23 protein-coding genes and 2 pseudogenes are annotated in these 26,097 nt (G+C 52.4%); 9 read left to right on the plus strand and 16 right to left on the minus strand.

Annotated features, from left to right (window positions below; all coding sequences use genetic code 11):
• The first annotated feature begins 83 nt into the window (after nucleotides 1-83).
• The 4 genes from nosD to C7120_RS14330 all read left to right on the plus strand — a co-directional run bounded on the left by nosD (nucleotide 84) and on the right by C7120_RS14330 (nucleotide 3,070).
• Nucleotides 84-1,280, plus strand: a complete 1,197-nt coding sequence (gene nosD / locus C7120_RS03905; protein ID WP_199220668.1) for a nitrous oxide reductase family maturation protein NosD — start codon at nucleotides 84-86, stop codon at nucleotides 1,278-1,280.
• The gene (locus C7120_RS03910; protein WP_107620426.1) at nucleotides 1,277-1,993 is read left to right on the plus strand and encodes an ABC transporter ATP-binding protein; all 717 of its coding nucleotides are present in this window, start codon (nucleotides 1,277-1,279) and stop codon (nucleotides 1,991-1,993) included. The genes nosD and C7120_RS03910 overlap by 4 nt, the downstream gene beginning before the upstream one ends.
• Nucleotides 1,977-2,744, plus strand: a complete 768-nt coding sequence (locus C7120_RS03915; protein ID WP_107620427.1) for an ABC transporter permease subunit — start codon at nucleotides 1,977-1,979, stop codon at nucleotides 2,742-2,744. The genes C7120_RS03910 and C7120_RS03915 overlap by 17 nt, the downstream gene beginning before the upstream one ends.
• 212 nt (nucleotides 2,745-2,956) lie before the next feature.
• Nucleotides 2,957-3,070 (plus strand): hypothetical protein, encoded by a 114-nt coding sequence (locus C7120_RS14330; RefSeq protein ID WP_369916860.1) that lies wholly within the window; start codon nucleotides 2,957-2,959, stop codon nucleotides 3,068-3,070.
• On the opposite strand, the gene C7120_RS03925 is transcribed toward C7120_RS14330, so the two are convergent.
• Genes C7120_RS03925 through C7120_RS03945 form a run of 5 tightly spaced genes read right to left on the minus strand, consistent with a single transcriptional unit; the run spans nucleotide 3,032 to nucleotide 8,882 of the window.
• Nucleotides 3,032-4,126, minus strand: a complete 1,095-nt coding sequence (locus tag C7120_RS03925; protein ID WP_107620429.1) for an ABC transporter permease — start codon at nucleotides 4,124-4,126, stop codon at nucleotides 3,032-3,034. The two genes, C7120_RS14330 and C7120_RS03925, sit on opposite strands and share 39 nt — an antisense overlap.
• A 2-nt stretch (nucleotides 4,127-4,128) precedes the next feature.
• Nucleotides 4,129-5,190, minus strand: coding sequence for an ABC transporter permease (locus C7120_RS03930; RefSeq protein WP_107620430.1), 1,062 nt, complete (start codon nucleotides 5,188-5,190; stop codon nucleotides 4,129-4,131).
• A gap of 3 nt (nucleotides 5,191-5,193) precedes the next feature.
• A complete protein-coding gene (locus C7120_RS03935) occupies nucleotides 5,194-6,669 on the minus strand; it encodes an ATP-binding cassette domain-containing protein (protein ID WP_107620431.1) in 1,476 nt (491 codons plus the stop codon).
• A 36-nt stretch (nucleotides 6,670-6,705) separates the two neighbouring features.
• Complete coding sequence (locus C7120_RS03940; protein ID WP_199220669.1) at nucleotides 6,706-7,611, minus strand: HlyD family secretion protein; 906 nt, start codon at nucleotides 7,609-7,611, stop codon at nucleotides 6,706-6,708.
• Between the two features lie 32 nt (nucleotides 7,612-7,643).
• Nucleotides 7,644-8,882 (minus strand): TolC family protein, encoded by a 1,239-nt coding sequence (locus tag C7120_RS03945; protein ID WP_107620432.1) that lies wholly within the window; start codon nucleotides 8,880-8,882, stop codon nucleotides 7,644-7,646.
• Nucleotides 8,883-9,051: 169 nt separating this feature from the next.
• On the opposite strand from C7120_RS03945, the gene C7120_RS03950 reads away from it, so the two are divergent.
• Nucleotides 9,052-9,957 (plus strand): AraC family transcriptional regulator, encoded by a 906-nt coding sequence (locus tag C7120_RS03950; RefSeq protein WP_107620433.1) that lies wholly within the window; start codon nucleotides 9,052-9,054, stop codon nucleotides 9,955-9,957.
• A gap of 434 nt (nucleotides 9,958-10,391) precedes the next feature.
• Here the strand turns inward: C7120_RS03950 and C7120_RS14335 are convergent.
• The 10 genes and pseudogenes from C7120_RS14335 to C7120_RS04000 form a co-directional block, all read right to left on the minus strand.
• Nucleotides 10,392-10,583, minus strand: a pseudogene (locus tag C7120_RS14335) (long-chain fatty acid--CoA ligase); the annotation flags it as partial.
• A gap of 222 nt (nucleotides 10,584-10,805) precedes the next feature.
• Nucleotides 10,806-11,705 (minus strand): annotated as a pseudogene (locus C7120_RS03955) (AMP-binding protein); the annotation flags it as partial.
• Between the two features lie 2 nt (nucleotides 11,706-11,707).
• Nucleotides 11,708-11,938, minus strand: coding sequence for an acyl carrier protein (locus C7120_RS03960; RefSeq protein WP_107620435.1), 231 nt, complete (start codon nucleotides 11,936-11,938; stop codon nucleotides 11,708-11,710).
• A gap of 226 nt (nucleotides 11,939-12,164) precedes the next feature.
• Nucleotides 12,165-13,001 (minus strand): hypothetical protein, encoded by an 837-nt coding sequence (locus C7120_RS03970; RefSeq protein ID WP_107620437.1) that lies wholly within the window; start codon nucleotides 12,999-13,001, stop codon nucleotides 12,165-12,167.
• A gap of 45 nt (nucleotides 13,002-13,046) precedes the next feature.
• Nucleotides 13,047-13,487, minus strand: coding sequence for a DUF6108 family protein (locus C7120_RS03975; protein WP_233247014.1), 441 nt, complete (start codon nucleotides 13,485-13,487; stop codon nucleotides 13,047-13,049).
• The gene (locus C7120_RS03980; RefSeq protein ID WP_107620439.1) at nucleotides 13,477-13,935 is read right to left on the minus strand and encodes a hypothetical protein; all 459 of its coding nucleotides are present in this window, start codon (nucleotides 13,933-13,935) and stop codon (nucleotides 13,477-13,479) included. Before C7120_RS03980 ends, C7120_RS03975 begins: the two co-directional genes overlap by 11 nt.
• The gene (locus C7120_RS03985) at nucleotides 13,932-14,435 is read right to left on the minus strand and encodes an RNA polymerase sigma factor (RefSeq protein ID WP_107620440.1); all 504 of its coding nucleotides are present in this window, start codon (nucleotides 14,433-14,435) and stop codon (nucleotides 13,932-13,934) included. Before C7120_RS03985 ends, C7120_RS03980 begins: the two co-directional genes overlap by 4 nt.
• 94 nt (nucleotides 14,436-14,529) lie before the next feature.
• Complete coding sequence (gene amrS / locus C7120_RS03990) at nucleotides 14,530-15,396, minus strand: AmmeMemoRadiSam system radical SAM enzyme (RefSeq protein WP_107620441.1); 867 nt, start codon at nucleotides 15,394-15,396, stop codon at nucleotides 14,530-14,532.
• 2 nt (nucleotides 15,397-15,398) lie between these two features.
• Nucleotides 15,399-16,793 (minus strand): AmmeMemoRadiSam system protein B, encoded by a 1,395-nt coding sequence (gene amrB / locus C7120_RS03995; protein WP_233247015.1) that lies wholly within the window; start codon nucleotides 16,791-16,793, stop codon nucleotides 15,399-15,401.
• A gap of 284 nt (nucleotides 16,794-17,077) precedes the next feature.
• Entirely contained in the window at nucleotides 17,078-18,172 is a 1,095-nt protein-coding gene (locus tag C7120_RS04000; protein WP_107620443.1) for an SGNH/GDSL hydrolase family protein, read from the minus strand.
• A 236-nt stretch (nucleotides 18,173-18,408) separates the two neighbouring features.
• Here C7120_RS04000 and C7120_RS04005 point away from each other — a divergent pair, with 236 nt between their 5' ends.
• Nucleotides 18,409-18,753: a DUF1893 domain-containing protein gene (locus C7120_RS04005; protein ID WP_107620444.1), complete on the plus strand. Its 345-nt coding sequence runs from the start codon at nucleotides 18,409-18,411 to the stop codon at nucleotides 18,751-18,753.
• Between the two features lie 102 nt (nucleotides 18,754-18,855).
• On the opposite strand, the gene C7120_RS04010 is transcribed toward C7120_RS04005, so the two are convergent.
• A complete protein-coding gene (locus C7120_RS04010) occupies nucleotides 18,856-20,574 on the minus strand; it encodes a Na/Pi cotransporter family protein (RefSeq protein ID WP_107621379.1) in 1,719 nt (572 codons plus the stop codon).
• A gap of 265 nt (nucleotides 20,575-20,839) precedes the next feature.
• Here C7120_RS04010 and C7120_RS04015 point away from each other — a divergent pair, with 265 nt between their 5' ends.
• From C7120_RS04015 to C7120_RS04025, 3 genes are all read left to right on the plus strand, one after another.
• Nucleotides 20,840-22,498: a nucleoside kinase gene (locus C7120_RS04015; RefSeq protein ID WP_107620445.1), complete on the plus strand. Its 1,659-nt coding sequence runs from the start codon at nucleotides 20,840-20,842 to the stop codon at nucleotides 22,496-22,498.
• A gap of 229 nt (nucleotides 22,499-22,727) precedes the next feature.
• A complete protein-coding gene (locus C7120_RS04020; RefSeq protein ID WP_233247072.1) occupies nucleotides 22,728-23,900 on the plus strand; it encodes a glycoside hydrolase family 27 protein in 1,173 nt (390 codons plus the stop codon).
• A 276-nt stretch (nucleotides 23,901-24,176) separates the two neighbouring features.
• Nucleotides 24,177-26,078 carry a 2-oxoacid:acceptor oxidoreductase subunit alpha gene (locus C7120_RS04025; RefSeq protein ID WP_107621381.1) on the plus strand — a complete coding sequence of 634 codons (1,902 nt, stop codon included), beginning with the start codon at nucleotides 24,177-24,179 and terminating at the stop codon, nucleotides 26,076-26,078.
• Nucleotides 26,079-26,097 lie beyond the last annotated feature (19 nt).

Genomic DNA, 26,097 nt, shown 5'->3' on the forward strand with positions numbered 1-26,097 from the left:
GAAGCGTGCCTTTGTGTTAACGGTATTCTTGAATCAGAGTTATGTATAAAACCAGATTATTCGTTTTATTACTTATATCGGGAATGACATCGATGGTCATGGCGGCTACGCTGAAGGTTGGCAAAGGTCAGGCTTATGCCACCATTGCCGGTGCCTTGAGTAAAGCCAGGGCGGGTGATGTCGTTCTCGTTACCAAAGGCATCTACAAGGAGCGCTTTGTCATCCGTAAGCCAATCGTCTTGAGAGGCGAAGGAGCTCCTGTCGTGGATGGCGAACAGAAGGGGACAGTAATTGATGTGAGAAGTGATCATGTCGTCGTAGAGGGGTTTCAGATTATTAATTCGGCCCGCTCTTCCTTGCGCGACTATTGCGGCATCCATGTCGAAGATGTGAGCCATGTTGTGATCCATGGCAATAAGATGAGGTCCAACCAATTTAGCATCATGTTCCAAAACTGTAGGGACAGTAAGGTTGTTGGGAATGATGTGGAAAGTGATATCTATGAAATGCAGGTAATGGGCAATGCCGTCCATTGCTGGAAATGCGAACGGATGTATATCTATGATAATAGGGTGGGGCACAATCGTGATGGCATCTATCTCGAATTCGTATATAATTCAGACATCGGACACAACTTCGTCGCAGCTTGTGAGCGTTATGGCCTTCATTTTATGTTCTCGCATTACAATAAATATCATGACAATCATTTCGTGGGTAGCAAGGCGGGAGTAGCCGTGATGTATACCCACGATGTCGAGATGTATAACAATATATTCGAGCAAAGTCGTGGAGGAGCCTCTTATGGACTTCTCCTGAAGGAAATACAACGAGGCTATATCCATAATAATCAGTTCCGCGACAATACCGTTGGCATCCTTATGGACGGCGGTGTGGAGCTCAATTTGCAGCATAATCTCTTCCATAAAAACGGTTGGGGGATGCGCGTGGTGGCAAGTTCCACGAACGATACCATCACTCACAATAACTTTATCGGGAACACCTTTGATGTATCGACAAATGGTTCTTTCAATGGTAATGTCTTTGACAATAACTATTGGGACAAGAACAGCGGCTATGACTTAGACAAAGATGGAATCGGCGATGTACCCTACCATATGCTCAGCCTGTTCTCCATGCTTGCCGAGAAGAATCAGACTTTGCTTCTGTTCTTCCGTAGCTTTTTGATGACATTGATGGAACAAAGTGAGAAACTGCTTCCGTCAATCACGCCGGACAGTTATGTCGACAACGAGCCGAGCCTCAAACCTTTCAATGTATGATTTCTATTCAGAATCTAAATAAGTATTACGGGCGTTTGCATGTACTGCAAGATGTGAATCTCGAACTTAACGACGGAGAGTGTATAGCTTTCATCGGTCCTAATGGATGTGGCAAGACCACGCTCATGAAATGTATACTCGGCCTCGTTACCCCTACATCGGGACATGTGGTTGTCAATGGACAGGATGTGCAGGATAATCCTCAGAGCCGTTCCGAAATCGGTTTTATGCCTCAGAAAAGCAGTTTTCCTGAAAACATGACAGTAGGACAGACCATCGAAACCCTATGCACCGTGCGAGGATATAAAGGCAGATTAGATGAGGAACTCTATCACAGGTTTGCAATTCCTTCGATTGCCGGCAAGCGTATGAATACCCTTTCAGGAGGTACGGGCCAGAAGGTGAATGCCTCCGTGGCATTTCTGTTCGATCCCATGATACTTATTCTCGACGAACCTGCTGCTTCGTTAGACCCCTTGGCGGCAGAGATATTAAAGGAAAAGATACGCAAGGAAAAGCAAAAAGGCAAACTTATCTTCATCACATCCCATATTCTTAGCGAACTTGAGGACCTCGCCACGCACATCGTCTTCATGGAGGAAGGAAGGATTATACTGTATAAGTCGGTCGAGGAACTCCAAAAAGAGACAGGAGAAAGCACTGTTACCCAATCCATTATGAGAATTCTGAATGACAATGAAATCAATTGTTAAGATCCTATTCCTTGATAACATTAAGAGCAAAGTCGTCATTATCTACTTCGTGATGCTGGCACTTATGGCATGGACATCACTCCTTCTTGAGGACAGCGAGAGCAAGGGAACTCTCACGATGCTCAATATCGTCCTTTTTGTGATCCCGCTGATGTCATTGCTCTACAGCACGATATATCTTTATAATTCACGGGACTTCGTGGTATTGCTGCTCAGCCAGCCGCTCAAGCGCGGTCAGATATGGCACTCGCTCTATGGTGGAGTAGCAGGAAGCCTTACCATCGCGTTCCTCTTGGGGGCAGGGATACCGGTTGTGTTGTATACAAAGCCAGGTACGGCGTTCATAATGATTATGACAGGCGTCGCCATCACGCTCATTTTCGTGGCACTGGCTTTCCTCACTACGGTTCTCTCTTCAGACAAGGCTCGTGGCATCGGGGCAGCTATCCTGCTGTGGTTATTCCTCACGATGATCTACGATGCGGTGATGATGTATGTCATCATGGTATTCTCAGACTATCCCATAGAAAAACCTACGGCTGCCTTGCTCATGCTTAATCCGTTGGACCTGGCCCGCTTCCAGGTAATTCTGAAGACGGAGGCATCGGCTATGATGGGATACTCTGGTGCGGTATTCAAAGATCTTTTGGGAAAAACAACGGGTATTATGGTTTCATCCCTGCTACTCATTGCATGGGTGGCAGTGCCTTATTTGCTGTCCTTGAGGCTGTTTAAGCGAAAGGATTTATAGATATTCTCGCGTTTCGGATCAACCACAAGGAGATGGGTGAAAGGCCTGCTTAGCGTTCTTTGCAATGCCGTTAACATGGGTAATTCTTGCAATTGTTGTCCGCTATTGTTAGTTCAAGGAATAAATCGTAATTTCAAAAACAGGAGAATGTAAGGTTTCCAACCACTCCTGCCTTCGAAAACCGGCCCATCAAAGAGTATAAAGATGTAGTTATCAGTGAGCCCATGATGGGTGTCAATACCCCGAAAGACTTGTTTGCGAATGGCGAGAACTTTATAGGAGGGCTTTCATCGTCGGTTCTTCTTGTAACTGGCTACAGCCCATAGGTCCATCAGGAGCGCAATGAGGGCGAGTGCCTCGACTTCGTGGGCGATACTTTGAAGGTTGCCTCCTCTGACAAATACCGTCCGGATCCCGTCGATGAAGTAATGTATAGGGTTGATGACGGTGGTCATTTGCGCCCACTCGGGCATGGATCGCACAGGAGTAAAGAGACCGCTCATCAGCAGGAATATCATCACGAAGAACCACAGTACGAACATAGCTTGCTGCATGGTGTCGTTATAGTTGGAGATGACGAGGCCGAACCCACTAATGACGAAGGCCAGCAGCAGGGCCAGCAGATAAATCAGGACCAGACTTCCAGCACTCGTGATGCCATAGACGAGCCATGAAAGTAGGAAGCAGATGGTCATCACGATGACCACGATGAGCCAGTAGGGGATGAGCTTCGCAAGGATAAACGAAAGCTTGCTTACCGGCGTTACATTAATGGCCTCTATGGTTCCGGCTTCCTTTTCAGTCACGATGTTGAGGGCCGGAAGAGTTCCGCAGATGAGCATGACGAGGATGGCCATGAGGGCAGGTATCATGAAAAGCTTGTAGTTGAGGTGCTTATTATAGAGATAGAGCACGCTCACCGCATCTTCCGACTTGATAAAGGCGGGAATAGCAAGGTGTTGCGCCACGATTTGCGACATGTATCTGCTGCCCATCATGCCCTTGGTGCCGTTCACGGCATTGACTGCAATGAGAATCTGCGCATTGCGTCCGTTTTGTCTGTCGCGACTGAAGCCCGCGGGAATCTCCACGATAAGGTCGGCTTCCGACCGTTCCACATCTTTCAAGGCGGCCTTGTAGTTGGGCTTTTGGCCGTGGAAGATGAAGTAGCGACTGGCCTCGATGCGATGTACTAACTGCTGTGAGAAGGGCGAACGGTCGTTGTCCACCACATCCACGACGATGTTTTTCACCTCCATGTTCATTACCCACGGCATCACGCACATAATGACGACGGGGAATATGACGATGAATTTCGGCAAAAATGGATTGCGCCGGATCTGCAGAAATTCCTTCCGAATGAGATGTTTGATGGTCGACATAGTTACTCGAGTCTTGTGTTAAACTTCTTGAGGGCCACGAGCAGGAAGATGGCTGTCATGCCTGCGAGCACGAGAACCTCCTGTATCGCGTTCTCCACGGAAACTCCCATGATCATCAGTTTGCGCATGGCGGCAATGTAATAAGTGGGCGGCATGATGGCCGAGAGGCATTGTAGTATCTTCGGCATGCTCTCCACGGGAAACATCATGCCGCTGAGCAAAGCGCTGGGCATTAGCAATATCACGGCCGAAACGATGAGAGCTGCGAGCTGGGTCTTGGCCATCGTGCTGATGAGTAGTCCCAGCGAGAGGGCCAGCAGGATATAAAGCGAGGATATGAGAATGATGGCCAGCAAGCTTCCTGCCAGTGGGACATTGAGCACGAAGTGCGACATGAGCAGGATGCAGATGAGCACAGTGAAGGCCAGGAGCAAGTAGGGAACGGCCTTTGCGATGATAATCAGGAGTGGTCTTACGGGCGACACAAGCAGTATCTCCATCGTTCCGCGCTCCTTCTCCTTGACGATACTGATGCTCGTCATCATGGCGCAGATGAGCATCAGCAGCATCCCCATGATGCCGGGCACGAAATTGTAGCTGCTCTTCATTTGCGGATTATAGAGCAACTGCATGGTTATCGGGTTGTGCAAGGGGGCGTTTTGAAGGACGAGTGAGGCATAGTTGGCATACTGCTGGGCCATGTTGGGGTCGGCTCCGTCGGTAATCAGTTGTATGCTTCCCTGTCTACTGTCAAATTCGTTGCTGAAAACAATAGCCATATCTGCTTTCTGGCTTCGGATGAGTTGCTCTGCCTCGGCAGGCGTATGTACATGGCGGATTATGCTGAAATACTCCGATTGGCTGAGCTGTAGCACTTTCTGTTGGGTCAGATAGCTCATTTTCGAGGTAACGACGACGGTCCGCACATTCCTCACATCGGTACTGATAGCAAAGCCGAAGAGCAGCATCAGCACGATGGGCATGGCGAAGAGTATCAGCATCGTGCGCTTGTCGCGCAGGATGTGGCGGCCTTCCTTGATGACGAATGCGATAAATTCCTTCATGGGTCAGTCTGATTTACGGGTTGCCTGGCGGGCTAAATGGGTGAATACGGCATTCATGTCGGGCAGGTCGAACTGTCTCTTGAGCTCCTCGGGGCTGCCCATGGCGCTTATCTTCCCATCCACCATGATAGAGATTCGATCGCAGTATTCCGCCTCGTCCATATAGTGGGTGGTTACGAAAACCGTGATGCCCCGATCAGCGGCATCGTAGATGAGTTGCCAGAACTGCTTCCGCGTGGCGGGGTCCACGCCTCCCGTGGGCTCATCGAGGAATACGATGCCGGGCTCGTGGAAGATGCTTACCGAGAAGGCAAGCTTCTGCTTCCATCCCAAGGGGAGCGACTTGACGATGCTGTCGTGCTGTCCGTCCATGCCTAAATAGGTCAGCATCGAATCGGTCTTCATCCTGATATCCTGATCGCTCATACCGTAGATTCCCCCGAAAAGGCGTATGTTCTCGGCTACGGTCAAGTCTTCATAGAGCGAGAATCTCTGGCTCATGTAGCCGATGTGCCTCTTTATCTGCTCATGCTCCCGCGAGATGTCGAAGCCCATGACGCTACCCTTGCCGCTGGTAGGCCGGTTCAGTCCCGTAAGCATGTGCATGGCGGTAGTCTTACCGGCCCCGTTTGCGCCGAGGAAGCCGAAGATCTCGCCCCTCTTTACCGTAAACGAGATGTCGTCCACGGCATGGAAGCTCCCGAAAGCCTTTACGAGATGGGAGACCTCGATGACTGTTTTCGCTTCTTGCTTCATGGAATTGGAGGGCACCTCGTCCCTTATAGGGGGCTCGGGATTGAATATTTCCTTGAAGTGGGTAAGTATTTCGTCGGGAACTCCGATGCCCGCAACGGACCCTCTGTTAAGGAATGCCACGTGTTCGCACATCCTCACCTCGTCCAGATAAGGTGTTGCGGCAACGATCGTGATGCCCTTTTCTTTAAGTCCCATGAGCATATCCCATAGCTCCTTGCGGCTGACGGGGTCGACTCCGGTGGTGGGCTCGTCGAGGAAAAGCACGCTCGGTTGGTGCACGAGGGCGCACGAGAGGGCAAGCTTTTGCTTCATGCCGCCCGACAGCGCGCCGGCCCTGCGGTTCCTGAAAGGCTCTATCTGCGAGTAGATGGGCCTGATGAGGTTGTAGCCCTCGTCGACGGTAGTGCCGAACAAGGTGGCGAAAAACTCAAGGTTTTCCTGTACCGAGAGATCCTGATAGAGCGAAAACTTGCCCGGCATATATCCCACCCGACTGCGTATCTGCGACATCTGTCGCATCACATCGTAGCCGTCGACCGTAGCTATGCCCGCATCCGGCAGGATAAGCGTTGCCAGGATGCGGAAAAGCGTGGTCTTGCCCGCTCCGTCGGGACCGATAAGCCCAAAGACTTCTCCTTCGTCTATGGAGAGCGAGACATCTTTCAGAGCCTGTATCCTTCCATAGTTTTTCGATAAGTTCGTTATCTCTATGGCATGTACCATGTTCACACCTTCATCTTTGATCTTTACTCCTTGCTCTTAGTATTCTAGCCTCACCGAGCCATACATGCCAATTTTGATGTAGCCATCGTTCTTTACAGCCACCTTCATGGCATACACCAAGTCGGCCCGCTCGTCGTCGGTGAGGATGGTTTTGGGTGTAAACTCGCTCTTCGCGGATATCCATGTTACCGTGCCCTGATAGTCCTTGAGGTGGTCGTTGCCGTAGTCGGCGAGCACTTTTACCCTCTGCCCGAGCTTGACTTGCTTTAGCTGTGCGGTCGTGATGTAGGCGCGAAGATACATGTGGTCGATATCCGCCATCTTGAAGAGCGGTTTTCCTATAGTGGCAAACTCCCCCTCCTCGGCATATTTCTCAAGCACGAGGCCTGTAATGGGCGCATAGAGATGGCACTTCCGGAGCTGGTCGGCTATCTGGAGGCTTTGTATGTCCGCCGTTCCCATTTGCGCGTTGAGGCTTTTGGTGGAAGTGTTGAGGGTCGAGGTCTGGGCCTCAAGCTGCTTCTGTAGCACCCGCAGCTGGCTGCTCGCGTCGTCGAGCAGCTTGTGGTTAGCCGCCCCGTCCTTTACGAGTTGCGCATAGCGGTTCACATCTTCTTGGGCTTTTTGGATTTGCTGGGTGGTGGCCGCTATCTGCTTCTGCGTCTCCGGCTTTTGGCTTTCATAGACGAATTTCGTCGCGCCGATCTGCCGCGCCTTCAGGTAGAGCTGCACGGTGTCTACAAGCCCCACTTGAGTTCCGCCCTTCACCCTGTCTCCCTCGGTGATGTCAAACTGCAGCAGCTTGCCCGTTTGCTCGGCCGAGACGGTGATTTCGGTAGCCTCGAAGATTCCGGAAGCAAAGTTTTCTTCCTCCTTGTTGCCGCAAGAGGCGGGAATGATCGCCGCGGCTAAAACGACGATGGTACTCTTCAAAGTCTTCATATTTCTGTTGTTTTTATTTTGGAGTCTCACTTTCATTCTCCCTTGATGGTATTCAGGGCATAGAGTTCCCTTAGCAATTCAATCTCGTGGAGCGCTTTCTGCTGGCGCGCCTGGGCGACGGCGTTGATGTCGCGGAGCATCTCGTTGACGCTCTCCGTGCCCAGCCTTACCTTGCTCTCGCTCTTTGAGCGGATGTTTTCCCGTAGTCTGACGATTTCTTCATCTTGCTCGATCTGTCTCCGCAGGATGTCGATGTTTCCGCTGCCATTTTCTTCCTGAAGCGAGTTATTGAAGAGGAAGGTCTCCCGCTGGCTGTCTATCTGTCGGCTTTGGGCCTCCAGCAGTCGGATGTCATTCCTGCGCGTGTAGAGCGAGCCGATGTTCCAGTTTAGAGTCAGACCGCCCGCCAGTAGGCTATTTTTCATCATGTCGGTTACCTTCGTGTGATAAGTGCCCATCCCGAAAACTTTCAAGGTGGGCATAAGCCTCGTGTTCAACAGCCTCCGCTGTGCCTCGATAAGCCTGCCTTGGGCGGTATAGTATTGAAGTTCTGGTCGTGTATTCTCCCGTTGGGCGTCCTTGACAGGAGGAATGGCAAGCAGGGTTTTTTCCCCAAGCTGCCGCCCGACAAAGATGCCGAGCATTTTCAGATAGGCTGTCCTCGAGGCTTGCTGGGCATCGAAGGCCTGCCGTGCCTTGACCTCTTCCACCCTTACGGCGTCCCAATCGCTTTGGTTGGCCACTCCTCCTCGCATCATGCTCTCGATGCCTTTGCGGGCTATGTCGAGGTCGCTTTGCAGCAACAGGGTCTGCTTGAGCCGCTCGTCGAGCATGAGCACGCCAAAGTAAAGCTGTTCGACACGCTGGTTGAGCTCGTAGAGCGACACCCTGAGTTGTTGGTTCCGCACATTCGCTTCTGCACTTGCCACCTCCTTCCGCGACTTGATTTGTCCGCCATCGTAGAGGTTCTGGCTGATGACCACCGAGCCGGAGGCCATCCAGTTCTTCATATTCAATCCCATCTGCCGCATCGCAGGGCTTGCGTCAAGTACATTGGTAAATGCCATTGCGTTGGCCGACACGCTGATTTGCGGCAGCCAGGCTTTCTGCGCATTCTCGAGGGTGTAGTCGCGCGACAGCTCGATGAGGTCATACTGCTTCACGGCGGGATAGTTGTCGTGAGCCATCTGCTTGCATTCCTCGAGCGTGAGAGACTGTGCCTGTGCCAGCATCGGCAGCATACATATTATAATATAGATACTCTTTCTCATTGTATTGGGGTTTATTCTGTGTTGCAAATCTGTCTGCAAAGATACGCTCTAATTCCTTATATGCCGTTATCTACAAGTAGAAGAAGATGCTCTTTTTGTATATTATATGTCGAAAAAGGGTGCAATTTTTGGGATTTTTGTTATCTTTGCGTCATATTAGTATAGGAAAATGAAGACAAAAAAACCAGAGACGCTCACCTTCGAGCGCATGACCGAATTGTTCTACAACGACTCTGCCGGTCAGTCCGAGAAAGTGTTGTTGGGCAAGGAAATGTCGATTATCTTCGATGTCGGAGTGGGTGTGCGGCGTGTGTTGCAAGAAGGCATGCTGCTGCAGATGCTCGACTATCGCTGCGGATTCATCAGACGGGGTTGGGTGCGGGCGAAAATCAATCTCGTGGAATATACCATCGGTATTGGGACCCTGGCCTTTCTTACCCCCGGGAGCATCGTGGAGCCTCTTGAATACAGTGCTGACTTCGCCTTAGAGGGCATGGCCGTGTCGGCCGAGTTGGTGCATCTGTCTCTCAACAACCATCTGCCGAGAATCTTCAACGGACACAAGACCGACGGGCGGATGCGGGTGTCCGAGGAGACCTGCGACATAGTCGACCGTATGTTGCGCCTGCTTTTCGATGTCTCCCACAAGGCCCGCCACGACAATCAGGTGGTACTGAACCTCGTTGCGGCCTATCTTAACTTCTTCGACCAGCAATTTGCCGAAGGCACGGAGATGTCGGTCGGCCGCAATGCCAACGAGCGGTTCCTCTTCGAACGGTTTATCTATCTGGTCAACAACTATAGCGGCCGGGAGCATCACCTCGACTTCTATGCCGGTAAAATGTGCATTACAGTGCGCTATCTGAGCACGATGATTCGCAAGGCGAGTGGTGTTACCGCGAAGGAATGGCTCGACCGGGCCCTGGTTACACAAGCCAAGGTGATGCTTAGCTACAGCAGTAGGAATGTGGCGCAGATAGCCGACGAGCTCAATTTTCCGAACGCCAGCTTCTTCTGCAAATACTTTAAACGCCTGGCCGGATGCACCCCGCAGCAATACAGGGCTGCGAGATAGCCCCTCACGCATATTCTTCTTCCTTCCCATAGGTTATCGATGCAGTTTCCCGATGTTGCCCGGGGAGCAATTACCAGCTGTTAGTAATGATGTTACTAACAGCTGGTAATGATGTTACTAACAGCTGGTAATTTTCTGGTAAGTTACTTTGAGGACGGTGGGGGCTGCTTCCTGCTCATCGAGTGGCAGGCTGGAAACCGTACAGAATATGGGCGACGGGCGTAAGGCTCTCAACCCTTTTCTTCTTTCGTGGCAGAGGACTCCGGAGTGTTACGAGGTTTAGGTGTTTCCTTTTCATATTCCGGAGTTGATGCTGAAGAAGGCCATAGTGAGCAAGGTGGTTATGGGCGACCTGGCATGGAATGACAAAGGCACTGATATAAATGCGTGGGAAAAGTCTCTGGAAACAGCATCTCGTTTTCAAGTCGGCCATCCTACCGATAAGATTTCCGGTCGAGCTTTCCGTTGAAGGTGCGTCTGACGGAGGGCACTTGTTCATAGTATACGGGCACTTTGTACGCTTCCAGTCGGCTGCCGATGTGTTTTGCCACGGCTTTTTTATCAAGTTCGCATCCCTCCTTCATCACCGAGAGGAGCTTAGGCACCGTGCCGAGCACAGGATGCGGGGAGGCAATGCAAATGCAGTCAGCGATGTCGGGCAGGTCGGAAGCTGCGTCCTCCACCTCAGAGGGATCCACTTTATAGCCGGCGCTATTGATGACATCGTCTTCTCGGCCCAGCAGGCGGAGCATGCCCTCGTCGTCGATTTGGCCGCGGTCGGCTGTGTAGAGTATCCCGTCGCGCAGCACCTGTCGGGTGAGTTTGTCGTTCCCTGCATACCCGCTCATCAGCGTCTTTCCTTCACAGGCTATCCTTCCTTGTCGGGTAATATGGAAATTAGAGTTTTTCATGGGGTGTCCGAGACATTTCTCGAGGCATCGGCCATCGTTGAAGTTATAGGTGGCGATGATGCCCGTTTCGGTTGACGCATAGGTGTTATAGAGCCGTGTGCGGGGCAGGAGGCGGCAGAGTTGCCGCATATCGCTATGCGTCATGGGAGCCGCACCTGTCTCGATGAAGTCTATCTTGTCGGCATATAGCGCAAGCCGTTTACCGCTGAAGGCAAGTAGGATGCGAATGTTGGCGGGCACGAGGAAGGTGGCGAGCCGGCCTTCCGGATAGTCGAGGGCATGGAAGAAAGCGTTCAGGTCTTTCATGCCTTTGAGGATAAGGAGTGTGCCCCCCTGCATGATGACAGGATAGAGTTTAGAGAGACTTCCGATGTGGTTCATCGGTCCGCAGACTACGAATGTCGTTTCGTGGCAGAATCCCTGTGCCTCGGTGAGGTTTTCGCCGTTGGCAATGATGGCCGACTGGCTGATCATGACCCCTTTGGAGCGTCCCGTGGTACCCGTGGTATAAAGCACATCGGCTACTGCTGACGGAAAGTCTGCCTCAGCGAGTTCGGCTCCTACCGCCTGCATCGTAGCCTCCGGCGTGCCGGCCTCCATTGGAACGGCAATTGCACCAGCTCTGTGAAGGGCAAGATAGGTAATCAGGAAATCGGCTCCCTGTGTGTTTCTGAATACCACCGCACGGCCTTTACGGTCATCGAACTCCATGGCTTTCCGTACGACGGACTCGTAGAGGCGGGCATAGCTCAGGCTCTGTCCGTCGGGGTCTACGATAGCCGTCTTCTCGGGATAGAGCCGGGCGTTACGCTTCAGATAGTCTTCGAGGGTGGTCATGGTTATTTTTCGGCGAGCTTCTTATCTACGAGGACAGCCAGACTATCGATAGAGCGAAGATTCTTAGGGGTCGCGTCTTGTGATTCGAGTTCGATGCCATACTCATTGGAAAGCACCATCAGGACGGTGGTAACTCCCAGTGAGTCGAGCTCGCTGAAGAGAAAGTCGGAGTCCAGGTCTACGAGTGGTAGGGCTTCGGCAAGCAGTTCGCGTATTCTTTCTTTCTTGTCCATAGTTCTCGAAATGATTGCGTGCAAAGATAATGGTTTTTCTTTAATCCGCCAATGGTTTCCTCCAGTTTTTGTTTCGACTGCTGAAACCTTGCCTGCAGACGATTCACGCAAAAACAGGAAACCGCTTTCCGCAAAACGGAAAGCGGTTAATGTTTCCCTTGGAGATGATATCCGGGATGGGTGCGGGGAGCGGGAGCCACGGCAGGCGACTGCTCTCAACCGCGGCTTATAGGGAGAATCCGATGCCGATACCAAACGGATGGCAGGAGAGACCGTCCTTGAACAACTTCGTGAGGGCATAGTGCGCATAGAGCGTAAACCCTCCGAAACCGATATATCCTTCGAGGTTGAGTCCCAGAGTGTTCATGTTCAGATCATCGCTCACTGTATGCTTATCGTGGCGGATGCGGTATTTCGACTTCTCGGAGCCCCTTATCTCTCCCGACAGGCCTAATGCGGCATAACCCTCGTTGCGGCCGAATTTGCGCTTCCACTCTACCATCACGGGAAGTCTGGCATACGCATATTTCAGGAAGCTGGTCCTCACATTCTCGGCATCGTTGGCTCGCGGGATTGTCTGCCCATCCACATTGTCGAGCACATAGCCCGTGTTGAAGTGGTTGTGGATATATCCCGCCTGCAAGGCAGATACCAGCCCGAAGGTGTTGCCACGGCTGAGTGAGATGCCCATCTTGAAAGTGGATACTCCCCATTCCGACGAACGCGTGTCGCGACTGTGAGCGCCGCTCCCGCCGTTGATGAGGTTTGTGCCGATAAACACACCGGGAAGGTGTGAATAGAAGGTGTTCCCTTTCTTCTTTCTGATGGGTACGAAAGGCGACGAGACGAACACTTGCTCCACCTCCTGTCCGTCCACGAAGCTTGTCTCACGAGTCTTTACCAGTTGGTTTCCTACGGAATCATAGATCTGTACATGGGTTTCCATACCACTCTCGCTCACTACGATCCGCTTGTTTCCCATGCGCAGGGTGGTGTCGTTGGCTTCGCCGGCCCATGCCGAAATTGCTGGCAGAAGGGCTAAGGAGAGTATCAGCTTTTTCATTTTTCTGTTGTTTTAAGTTGTTTTCGGTTTTACTGTCCGTTTTGTTTATCGCTTGCCATAGCAGAGCTTCAGGATGTCGTCGGATTCCAGGGTGCCTTCAATGTAGATGAGAGCACCGCTTTGGTCGGTCTCGTTGGCGAAGAGTATATACCGGTTGATGCCTTTTTGCGACGACGGCATCTGATAATAGCCGCTCGTGATGCGGCCCTCAGCTACCACTTCCCGTATCTTCCGGGCCTTCTTGCGGTCGGCTTTCAGGTATTCGGAGACCTCGCCCGACAGTCTTTTATAGGTCAGCGCCTTGTACACCCGCAACCTGTAACCCTTGAGCTCGGCATCGTTGAGCACCACCAGCTTGCACCCCTTGGACCTGCCGAAGCGCTCGAAGGCCTGGCCTATCTGAAGATCCTTCTGGGCAAACGACGGCATCGTCCACCACAGGAATAATGTCGCGATGGTCATGACAGTCTTCATTCTATTCCTCACTTTTGTTTCCTCCCATTTGTAAGAGTGCCCCAAAGTCCTCCTCCTTGTCGCTTCCTACGAGAGTGAGGGCGGCCAGAGCTTCTTGTTCTATGATTTCCTGATTGGTGGTCTTTTTGCCTTCGATGATGGCGTAGTCGGCGTTCCTGCCCTGAAAGTGTACTACCGCCCCTATGAGAAGGACTGCCGCGGCGGCCACGGAAACTGCTGCCGCAAGTCGTCGACGCAGCCTGCGAGATGTCTTTGTGCGGGCATCCTGCCCTGCCGGCTTGTTTCCCTGGTTTTCTCGCTCAACCGCTTCCCACCTGAAGAGTGCCCTCAAAGGCTTCCACTCGGCAGGAACTACGGTATCATCCCTGCCCAGCAACTCTCTCAGTTGACGCTCCTCGGCAGTCGTGGTCGTGCCGTCGAGATAACGGTCTATCAGTTTCTGGACATCTTCTTTTCTCATCTTTGCTTCCTTTCTTTCGTGATTCTGATGAATTCTGCCTGTATACGCTTTCTGGCACGGGAAAGATTTTGCCGTAAGGCATCGGCCGAACATCCGCAGATTTGCATGATTTCTCCGCTTTCGAGACCCTCGATTTCCTTCATTCGAAATATCTGCCGTTGCAGTGGAGGCAGCCTGTCTACAATCGAGGTGATGATTTCCAATTCGTCCCTGACCTCTGTCCCCTCCTCGCTGGCTACCCTCTCCTGTCGCTGGCGCGGTTGTTCGAGCTCGTGCTGCCGGTGTCGCCAATGGTCGAGGGCGATGCCGCGAAGCGTCTTCAACGCCAAGGCCTCTACATTCGGATGGTCGTCCAGACGGTCGCGTATCGTCCAGAGCCGGAGAAAAGTCTCCTGCACGAGGTCCTCGGCATCGGCATCCCCGCTTCTGAAACTCATGGCTTTCCGAAGCAGCTGCTCTCGCAGGCTCACGACCTGATGGCTAAATCGTTCTACATTCATCGTTGTTCATAGGGTAAACGGCCAAGAGACGGAAATGTGACATCCGTTTCCCGCTTTTTTGAAAGCTCTGTGCAGGAAAGGTTCCCATCGCCGCCTACAGGTTTCCCAGGTACACCTTTCGGATGCTTTCACCGCGGGCGATGTCGCGGGCGTCAAACAGCGTCTTCCCGGGTGTTGGCAGGGTGTTGCGCATCTTGTACTGCGGAAAGAAGCGACTGAAGTGGAGTGGGCAGTCTCCAAGCTTGTTTTCGACGAGCCACCGGCACATTCCGCGTACTAATTCCATGTCGTCGTTGACCCCAGGAATCAGCAGATTGGTAATCTCAAGATGGACCCCTGCTCCATGAAGGCTAAGCAGCGTGTCGAGGACAGGTTGCAGCCGGGCCCCGCACACCTTTCGGTAGATGTCATCGGAAAAGGCTTTCAGATCGATGTTTGCCGCGTCGATATAGGGAATGAGTTTGTCTAAAGGATCGGGGTTGATGAATCCCGCCGAGACAAGGATGTTCCATAAGCCTTTCTCGTGGGCCAATGTGGCGGTGTCATAGGTGTACTCATACCATGTAAGCGGTTCGGTATAGGTATAGGCAATGCCGGGAGTATGGTGCTTGAGAGCAAGGTCGACGGCCTGTTCGGGCGTCAGTTCGTAACAGTCCGTCTTGCCTGGGTGGGCTTGTGAGATATCGTGGTTCTGGCAGTTCAGGCATTGGAGGTTGCACCCCGTGCAGGCCAGCGAGAGACATTTCGTGCCCGGATGGAATTCAGCGAGCGGCTTCTTTTCCACCGGGTCGACGGCGACAGCGCACGGATGGGCATACACCTCCGAAACGAGCGTGCCTTCGAGATTGCGCCGACTGCCGCACCGGCCCCGCTCTCCCTCGGCCAGCAGACAACCGTGAGGACAGAGCGTGCAGCGTAAGCGGCCATCGCCGTATTTATGATAATAAAGACATTCCTTCATCGTCAGAACACGATGGCCTCGTAGACATAGAGTTCCGCGGTCTTCCAGCCCTCCCAGCCCAGCCCGGCCTTGTCGTGGCTGCAGTGGCTTACGAATTCCTCTTTGGTCCAGTTCACTTCCTCTGCCACTTGCGGGAGATAGGTTCCCGAGCGGTGGCCTTTACGGATATAGATGCCATGCTTGCCCAGCGTGAACTCGTTGAGGTCGTAGATGCGCCGCATCGGGGTGAGCACGGAGATTTCGATATCCAGTTTCGGAAGCTCCTGCCGGCTGACTTTCGGGAACCTTGGGTCTTCGAATGCGGCGGCCTTAGCCATCTTTTCAACGATCTTGAAGAGAGGGTAATCTTCGCCGAAATGCCCGATGCAGCCACGCAGTCGGCCGTGTTCGTGGAGTGAGACGAAGGCCCCGCACCGCTGACGGAGCGTCTCGCTCAGGCTGTCGGGTTGGTATCGCCTACCTGTGAAGATCGTGAGGATGCTTTCGCGGGCTATCTTTTTGAGTTCGGCCTTATCTGCGTCGGTGAGCCGGAAGCTCTTCTCACGGCTGAAGGCGAAGGAGTGGTAGCCCACGACCCCATGTTTTCCGCCATATGGAGAGTCGCCTGAATTGCGATATTCCAGGTGCCGGATGCGGATGTCCTCGTCGCCTTCGGTCATCATCAGGAGCGTCGTGATGGCGGCTTCGCCACAGGCACTGGTGGCGAGGGAGTCGATGCCCATCCGCTCGTTGGCCGCAAGTCGGCTGATGAAAGCTTGTGTCTTGCCCGTGAGGATGGCCTCGGCAGTAAGTCCGTCCACCCTCTTTGCGTCCTGATAAGACGGGTAGTGGGAGAAATCACTGCTGATGACAAATAGGTTTTTGGCATTCAGATAAGGTTTCAGAGCCTTGGCTATCTGCTGTAGCCGCTCGTAGTTTTGGGTGGCGACGATAATAGGTACGATTGGCGGTACCTGTTTCAAGTGATACTGGAGAAAAGGTAGTTGTACCTCCAGGCAGTGCTCCTGCCGATGGGCCCGTTCATCGAAGCAGAAAGTCTGGCTGTCCTCTATGAGGTGGGCGCACAGTGCCGTGTCCACCTTCAGGTTTCCTAAAGGCGTGGCATAATAGTCGTAGCCGCTTGCCACGGAGGCTTTGTCGAGATAGATATGGTGGCTCGGGCCCAGTAGGAAGATGTGTTCATAGTCGGCATCGGGGGCTATCTGCGCGAAGGCTGATGCTGCTACGCCTGCAGAAAAGACATAGCCCGCGTGAGGCACAATGACGGCCTGTATCGTACGAGAACCTTTCACGGCCGCATACTTACCGAAGTAAGCCTGTAAATCCTTGCGGAGTTGTGCGGCATTAACTTCATAGAACTGTCCTGCGACAGCTGCTTTCCTGATTTTTGCATCCATTTTTCCAACCGTTAAAATGAGTAGCACGACGAGCACGGAAAGCCTCGTCTGCCGATACCCAATTACTTTTTCTATCGTTGAGAATACCTTCATTGCATGAAATGAACATTCAAGGCAAAGATAGAAAAAAATCCGCAATACAACAATAGTTGGCAAAAAGGTTTGTCAACGAGTTCCTTTTAGAGTGCAGTCTGTCGACACTGCCAGGGTTTGAGAAGACCTGCCGAGTGCGGCGAAAACAATCTTTTCCCCTGCATGGAGGGGTCTCCGTTCTCTTCGGAGCCCTATTTCACAACCTTGTCTTCCAGTTTCCATCCCATGATATGGGATATCTGCGGGATGAGCTTCATGGCTATCTTCTGTTGTCCTTGCGTGTTCGGATGCCAATCGGCACCGAGGTCAGCGGGGTTGTTGATGACTTCCAGCATCGGTTCGGCTATGTAGACATGCTTGTCGGGCGCCATCCTGCGAGCCAAATCCTTGAAGGCAGTCTGTAGATAAGCACCTGCCGAATAGGGCAGGATGCACAGTATGGGGATATCCCCATAGGCCTTTCGCAGGTTTTGGATGAACTTCTGATAGTTGCCGCAATACTGGTCTACAGTGGGGGTGTTGTTTTTTGAGAAGTCGTTGGTGCCCAACTGGATGCACACCAATTGCGGCTTGTAGGCCTGGAAATCATAGCGGAGGGTGTCGAAGTCGTCGAAGATGTGCCCTTGCCGTTCAAGCATGGTATACTGTGAGGTCTGCTTCTTGTCGCCGTAATTGCGCACCATGCCCATCCCGGAGTGGGCAATGGCAGCATAGTCGGCATCGAAGTATCGGGCTATCAGGCAGGCATAGGAGTGGTTGAAGTCTTCGGTCTCGTAAGTGAATCTCACTTTTGGTCCGGCAGCCTCCGTGCCGTAGCCGCAGGTATAGCTGTCGCCGTAGAACTCTATGAAGCGTTTCCGGGGAGCCACCTTTTCTAACTTGCCGCCTTTGACGAGGTAGAAGCCATGGACGGTGGTACATCCACCGCTGCCTTCGGTTACCCTCTGCAAACACAGGCGGTGGGGCTGGTCGGTCAGATTGTCGGCCAGCACGATGAGGTGTGGTTTCTGTCCCTCGATGGTGATGCGACGAATCAGCAGTCCGTCGATATAGAGGTTATGATAGGTCTTCTTCGTATCGCTCACCTCGATGGCAATGCTGCCGCCCGTGAAGTCGGTTTGCAGATAGGTGCCTGTCCAGTCGTATCTCACGCTGCCGTCGCCCAAGACGAGCGTCCGACCCGTATAGGATACGCCTTGTTGCAGCCGTCTGGAATAGTCAATCTGGGCGGTGGACATCTGAAAGGTCGCCATGAGCATGATTAGGAATGCAAGTATTCTTTTCATATGGTTGTTTTTTGGTTTTTAGATGATGGTGCAAAATTAGTGTTTTTTCATGAGATATTCAAATCCGAAATTGATTTTCATGAAAATAAAAGCGCGGGGGAGCTACTGCTCGGACCGTATGGGAAATCAGGTGAAACCAACTCTTGCATGACGAACCTATAAATTTAGTAAAATCTTTACACGCAGTTACAAAATAAATTCCTATATTTGCGAAAAAAGGATGGAGGACACGAATTATGATGGATGTACTGAAAGACACCTTGCACGACGAGGATTATTCCTTGGTGGTGTTGCATGAAGGGAACATCTCGACTTTCAAGGGACGCGGAGTCCGTACCTTATATAATATATTAGATGATGAGCCGGAGTTGCTGCACGGTGCCAAACTTGCCGACAAAGCTATCGGAAGGACGGCTGCCAAGGCAATGGTAGAAGGCGGAGTAGTGGAGGTTTATGCCGACTTGATTAGCGAGCAGGCCTACGATATGCTCCACGATGCCGGCGTCAAGGTTACCTATGAGAAACGGGTGGATCATCCCACTTTTCTCCGCATCTGGGAGAAGATGGGCGAGGTAGTCTGAAAAAGGGAAAGAGGAACCAAGGTCAAAACACATGCCCCCTTGGTTCCTCTTTCTCGTTTTATGTCTCTTAGTTCAGATTCCGGGCCTGAATGTGAAGGCATTTTAAGCCCCTACTTGCTTGATGCCCAGGCGAGCTTCGACGACATTAACCACATAGTCGCCCAGTTTTTCACACTCTTGCACGATATCCATGTATATGGTGCCCACAGCGTAGGTGTAGAGATGGTTGTCGACATCATTGATATTCTGGTTGCGCAACTGGTTGCGATAGTTGTTGATTTCGTTCTCGATATTGAACGAACGGTTCGGATCGTAGCCTGTTTTCTGACCTTTCATCATCAGGTTCATCTGGGTTAGAGCCTCGTCGGTCAGTTCCATCATTTGGTGGAGTCGTTCATACTGCTGTTCGGTGAAGTCCTCTTTCTCATTCATTTTGCGGTTGAGGGTCCGGGCGATGTTGTAGCAGCTGTCGCCGATAGACTCGATCTCGCTGATCTCCCGCAGCATGGCACGAATCTTACCCTTGGTGTCGTCGCTCAGGTGAGCGTCGGAAACCTGGTCGAGATATTTGGCAATCTCTATCTCCATGTTGTCGGAGATGGTCTCATATTTCTCTATTCTCGTGAATATCTTCACAAAATTTTCCGGCTTCTTCTCATTTAAAAGCTCGAGAACCATGCCGAACATGCGCTGGATACGCTCCGAGAAACTCTGTATTTCTTTCTGAGCCTCGTAGACGCTGAGCTCCGGCGTCTTCATGAGGCCACCCTGAATGAAGCGCAGACGGAATTCTTCCTCGTCCTGATTTGCCTTTGGCCTGATGATCCAGCACACCAGTTTCTCAAGTTGGGGGATAAACCAGATGAGGATGGCGGTATTCACCACATTGAAGCAGGTATGGAAAGCGGCCAGCACGATGGGCAGTCTGACGGCCATCTCGGTGGCCGAGAGCGAGACCGGGCTTTCTGGGTCATATCCCGCGAGGTTGCAGACGAAGTTGAGGAATGGATAGAACAGACACATGACCCATATCACGCCGAAGACATTGAAGACCAGATGGGCGAGGGCGGCGCGCCTTGCCTGCGTGTTGGCTCCTAACGCCGCGAGGTTCGCGGTGGCAGTTGTACCGATGTTCTCACCCATTACGAGCGCGACGCCCATATATATCGGGAGCACTCCGGTGGAGCAGAGCAGGATGGTGATGGCCATGACGGCTGCCGAACTTTGTACGATGCAAGTGATGACGGTGCCGATGGCGAGGAAAATCAGGATGGTCCAATGGCTGTTCACATTGAACGAAGAGAAGAACTCGATGGCGCCAGGGTTATGAGCTAAGTCCAGATCCTTGCCAGCCGTGCTCAGCAAGACGAGGGAGAAGAAGAGGAAGGCGATGCCGAAGAGAAAGTCTCCGATATAGCGCCGTTTCTTGCTATAAATGAGCATGATGCCGACGAAGAAAGCCGGAAAGACCACCATCGTGAGGTCCACATTATATCCCAGCGACATAATCCAGGCCGTGAGCGTGGTACCGATGTTGGCACCCATGATGACCGAGATGGCCTGAGCCAGGGTGAGCAGGCCGGCATTGACGAACGAGACAGTCATGACGGTGGTGGCCGAAGACGACTGCACGGCGCAGGTGATGAAGGTTCCGGTAAGCATGCCGGTAAACCGGTTGGTGGTCATGGCGCCCAGAATGTGGCGCAGCTGCGAGCCTGCCATCTTCTGGAGTGCTTCGCTCATTACTTTCATGCCATAGATAAGCAGTGCAAGAGAACCGAAGATCTTGCTGAAAATAAGGATGTATTCGCCTGTTGTCATAGGATAATGTTTTCTCTTTCCGTTAGGGAGACGGCTTCGCCAAGCATCGTCTTTCTTTCCGGACGTTTTATTTCTGTTGCAAAGATAATAAAAAAAAGTTCCCATGTGGCTTCTTCCATGAATTTATTTTAGAAAAAAATGGTCGTAGCGGGAAGTGTTCTGTGCTTTATGGGAAGGGAAGAAGTTTAATTTAGCTTAATTGTTATTCTTCTGTCGATAAATATGATTATCTTTACCGACAAATCTAAAAACTACGGAATAGAATATGGAACGACTCACTATCAGGTGTAAGAACAACAATCAGATGATTGAGGTCGAACGGGGGAGCAGGCTCGATGAAGTCTACAGGAAACTGGGGCTGCAGATGCGCTACGGGCCTATTGCTGCCAAAGTGAACAACTCGACGGAAGGCATGCACTACTCTCTCTACCACTGCAAGGATGTGGAGTTTCTCGACATGTATAATGCTTCGGCCTCACGGGTTTATACCCGCACATTGTTTCTGGTATGCTGCAAGGCCATACACGACCTCTACCCGGGTTCTAAGGTGCTGATAGACATCCCGGTTTCGAAGGGATATTATGTGAGCGTGAAGTGTTGTCCGGAACTTACCGGAGAGGATGTAGCCCGCATCAAGGCACGCATGCGGCAGATTATCGAGGCCAAGATGCCCATTCGCCGCTTTGAAGTGCCTACGGAAGATGCTGTCGACATGTTCCGCCGCAAGGGCGACGAGGCCAAGGTAAAGTTGTTGGAGAGCAGCGGAAGGCTCTACACCGTCTATTATCAGCTCGACGATTTCGTGGACTATTTCTATGGCACGCTGCTCACGGATACCGGCGGCCTCTATCTCTTCGACCTCGAGAAGTATATCGACGGGATGCTTCTCCGCATTCCGGCAGTGGAAGACCCCTCGAGGCTAAGTCCGAAGCCGCGTCAGGAAAAAATGTTCAGCATCTTTAAGGAGCATCACAATCTGCAGCATCTCCTCGGCCTCCGTACTGTGGGCGACTTCAACGAAGCCGTCAAGAACGGTCATGCCACCGAGATGATCAATGTCAGCGAGGCCCTCCAGGAGAAGCTGATTTCGCGTATCGCCGACGAGATCAAGGCGCGTCAGACCATTCAGCTTGTGTTGCTGGCGGGGCCGTCTTCTTCGGGAAAGACCACTACCTGCAAGCGGTTGAGCATCCAATTGCTAGCCAATGGGATAAGGCCCCTCCAGATATCTCTTGACGATTACTTCATCAATCGGGAGCTTACGCCCAAGGATGAGAACGGAGAATACGACTATGAGAGCCTCTATGCCCTCAACATCCCGCTCATCAACGAGCAGTTTAAGGCCCTTTTTCGGGGAGAGGAAGTTGTCCTTCCGAAGTATAATTTCCAGTCGGGCAGGAGCGAGAAGGGCGACAAACGACTGAAGATGGATGACAATAATGTGCTCGTGGTGGAGGGAATTCACGCCCTGAACCCCGAGCTTACGGCGCAGATTCCCGAGGAACAGAAGTATAGAGTGTATGTCTCGGCACTGACAACCATCCTCCTCGACGACCATAACTATATCCCTACGACCGACAACCGACTCCTTCGGCGCATTGTCCGAGATAATAAGTATCGCGGCGTTACGGCTCAGGAAACCATCCGCCGCTGGCCCTCGGTGCGGGCGGGAGAGGAAAAATGGATATTCCCTTATCAGGAGAATGCCGACGCGATGTTCAACAGTGCGATGCTCTATGAACTTTCCGTGCTCAAGCAGCAGGCCGAACCGCTGCTCGAACAGGTGCCTGAGAACTGTGAGGAGTTCGGTGAAGCTCATCGCTTGCTCAAGTTCCTGCGCTACTTCCGGGATATCCCGTATCGCCAGCTTCCGCCTACGAGCCTGCTCCGGGAATTCCTTGGAGGCAGCTCTTTCAAGTATTGAAAAACCGGGGCAGCAACCTGCCTTTCCGGCGCCGGTGGCAGCCCGCAAAGTAAAAGGCCGTTAGAAGCCCGCCTTTTAGCCGTTAGGAGGAGAGCTTTTAGCCGTTAGAAGGCAGGCTTTTAGCCGCCTTTTGCAAACCGATTCATAACTTACGGATAATCAAGGAATTAAGAATATGAAAATTTCAAATGATGTAGAACTCCGCCTTTGGATGGGAAAGGCTGTGGCAATGGTTTCCTTTTGTTTGCTTTCTCTCGGCTCACAGGCTCAGGAAAAGCTTGCTCCGCCCATGGGGTGGATGTCTTGGAATCTCTTTGGTGAGCACATCAACGAGCAGTTGCTGCGTGAGATGGCCGATGCCATGGTGGCAGGGGGCTACCGTGACGCAGGTTACGAGTATGTGTTCATAGACGACTGTTGGCAGGGCGGGCGCGACAACCGCAACAACTTGATACCCGATCCGGAGAAGTTTCCGGGCGGTATCAAGGAACTTGCCGACTATGTACATGCCAGAGGCTTGAAGCTGGGCATCTACTCCGATGCCGCGCAGCTCACTTGTGCCGGCCGCACGGCGAGCTACGGCTTTGAGGAGCAAGACGCACGGACCTTTGCCTCCTGGGGGATAGACTACCTGAAATATGACTATTGCAATGCTCCCTCAGACAGTGCGGAGGCGCATCGCCGCTATAAGATCATGGGCGACGCGCTGGCCAAGAGTGGTCGCCGGATAGCCCTTGGCGTGTGTGAGTGGGGGCAGCTTCATCCCGAGTTGTGGGCCGCGGAGGCTGGCGGAATGGTTTGGCGCACCACTTACGATGTCCGGGATATGTGGGTCGACAAGGTCCATCAGGGCGGTATGGGCATTCTTGACATCGTAAATGTTACCGCCCCCTTGTATTCCTACGCCCGTCCGGGGCATTGGAACGACATGGACATGCTCGTCGTGGGCTTGGAGGGCAGGGGCGGTCCGTCGAGCGACCTGGGAGGAAAAGGTTGCAGCTATACGGAGTATCAGTCGCAAATGAGCCTCTGGTGCATGGAAGCGTCGCCGCTGGCCATGACCCACGATTTGCGTAGCGAGAACGAAGAGACGCGCCGTATCCTGCTCAACAAAGAGATGATAGCCATCAATCAGGATGCCCTCGGCAAGGCCGCGGAACGCAAGGTGCTCACGGAAACCTATCAGGTCTTTGTGCGACCGCTCTCTGGAGGCCGGTGGGCGGTGGCCATTCTGAACACGGGCGAGAAGCCGCGGGTAATCGGGATAGATTTCCCCTCGCTGGGTATAGGCGGCCGCCGCTCCGTGCGTGATGTGTGGGCACATCGGCAGATAGCAAGGAAGACCACCCTTTGGAAAGGCAAGGTGGAGGCTCACGAGACAAAAGTATTTGTAATAGAGTAGGATGTGTCCTCACTTTTGAGACAAGAGCCTGTTGGTGGAGGGTGGACCGGGATATCGCTGTGTGTAAGAAATTCCGTGTTACAAGGAGACTTATGTGCATGTCCGGAGAGGGGAAAATCAGCCATGTTATTTCCCTAAAAAGGGAAAATAGGGCGTAAAACCTTCCTTCAGAGAGAAAGAAGATAGGAAAAAACTTTTATTTTTCACTTTTTATTTTGCCGTATCAATAAAAATTATCATCTTTGCAATTGCGAACTTGAACAAATGAAAAATATAATGGCAGAAGATTTAGAGGTCAAGGAACTGGACCAAGTTGTTGTCCGGTTCTCTGGAGATTCCGGCGATGGAATGCAGCTTGCCGGAAACATTTTCTCAACTGTGTCTGCAACTGTAGGTAATGGTATCTCGACTTTTCCGGACTATCCGGCCGACATCCGGGCGCCGCAAGGCTCGCTGACAGGTGTTTCGGGCTTTCAGGTTCACATCGGGTCGGGCAAGGTCTATACGCCGGGCGACCAGTGTGATGTGCTCGTCGCAATGAACGCGGCGGCCCTGAAGACCCAGTATAAGTATGCTAAACCACAGGCAACTGTTATCATCGACACCGATAGCTTCGGTCCTAACGACCTGAAGAAGGCGGAGTTCTGCACCACGGACTATCTCTGTGAGCTGGGAATCGACTCCGACCGCGTGGTAGCCTGTCCCATCACCACTATGGTGAAGGCATGTCTGAAAGAATCGGGCATGGATAATCGCGCCATTCTGAAGTGCCGCAACATGTTTGCGCTGGGATTGGTCTGCTGGCTGTTCAACCGCGACTTGTCGCTCGTGGAGAACTTCCTGAAGGACAAGTTTGCGAAAAAACCGGAGATAGCGGAGAATAATATCAAGGTGGTGAATGCCGGTTTTGACTACGGGCACAATGTGCACGCCGGTGTCCCTGCCACTTATCGTATCGACTCTAAAGTCAAGAATCCTGGCCGATATATGGATATCACCGGCAACAAGGCCACGGCCTACGGGCTGATGGCCGCCGCCGAGAAGTCGGGGCTGAAGCTTTATCTGGGTTCTTATCCCATCACTCCGGCCACGGATATCCTCCATGAGCTGGCCAAGCACAAATCGCTGGGCGTAATGACGGTGCAGTGCGAAGACGAGATCTCGGCTTGCGCGAGTGCCGTGGGAGCCTCGTTTGCCGGTGCGCTGGCCGCTACCAGCACCTCCGGGCCCGGCATCGCGCTGAAGTCGGAGGCTATCAACCTTGCCGTGATGGACGAGCTTCCACTCGTGATCATCGATGTGCAGCGAGGTGGCCCATCGACGGGACTGCCCACGAAGAGTGAACAGACCGACCTCCTTCAAGTGCTCTACGGGCGTAACGGAGAAAGCCCGATGCCCGTGGTCGCCGCTATGAGTCCCACCGATTGCTTCGATGCGGCCTTCCAGGCAGCCAGGATAGCCCTCGAGCACATGACTCCCGTGGTGCTGCTTACCGATGCTTTCATCGCCAACGGTTCTGCGGCATGGAAGTTGCCGGACATGGAAGAGTTGCCCGAGATAAAGCCTCATTATGTAACGGAGGACCAGAAGTATAAGTATACGCCGTATCGCCGAGATCCGGAGACCTTTGCCCGCTATTGGGCGGTTCCCGGTCAGGAGGGCTATACGCACATTCTCGGTGGTCTGGAGAAGGACGGCGAGACCGGCGCAATCTCTACCGAACCCGAAAATCACGACATGATGGACCACCTGCGCTTTGAGAAAGTAGCGAAGATAAAGGTTTCTGATGTCGAAGTCCTTGGCGATGCCGACGACGCGGAACTACTCATCGTGGGTTTCGGGTCTACCTATGGACACCTCTATACTGCCATGAACGAGCTTCGGAAGAAGGGGCACAAGGTGGCGCTTGCCCAGTTCAAGTATATAAATCCACTGCCCAAGAACACCGCCGATGTGCTTCTGAAGTATAAGAAGGTGGTCGTGGCCGAGCAGAATCTTGGTCAGTTTGCGGCCTTGTTGCGCATCCGTGTCAACAATTTTGCTCCTTATCAATATAATCAGGTAAAGGGACAGCCCTTCGTCGTGAGGGAGTTGGTGAATGGATTTGAACGGATTATCCTCTCGAATGGCTTGCCTAACCACACCAAAACCTTTGAAGAAAACATCATTGAGATTTAAATCAGAAAGGAAAAAGGAA

Origin of the sequence: Prevotella sp. oral taxon 376 (assembly GCF_003043945.1) — a bacterium.
Classification (GTDB): domain Bacteria; phylum Bacteroidota; class Bacteroidia; order Bacteroidales; family Bacteroidaceae; genus Prevotella.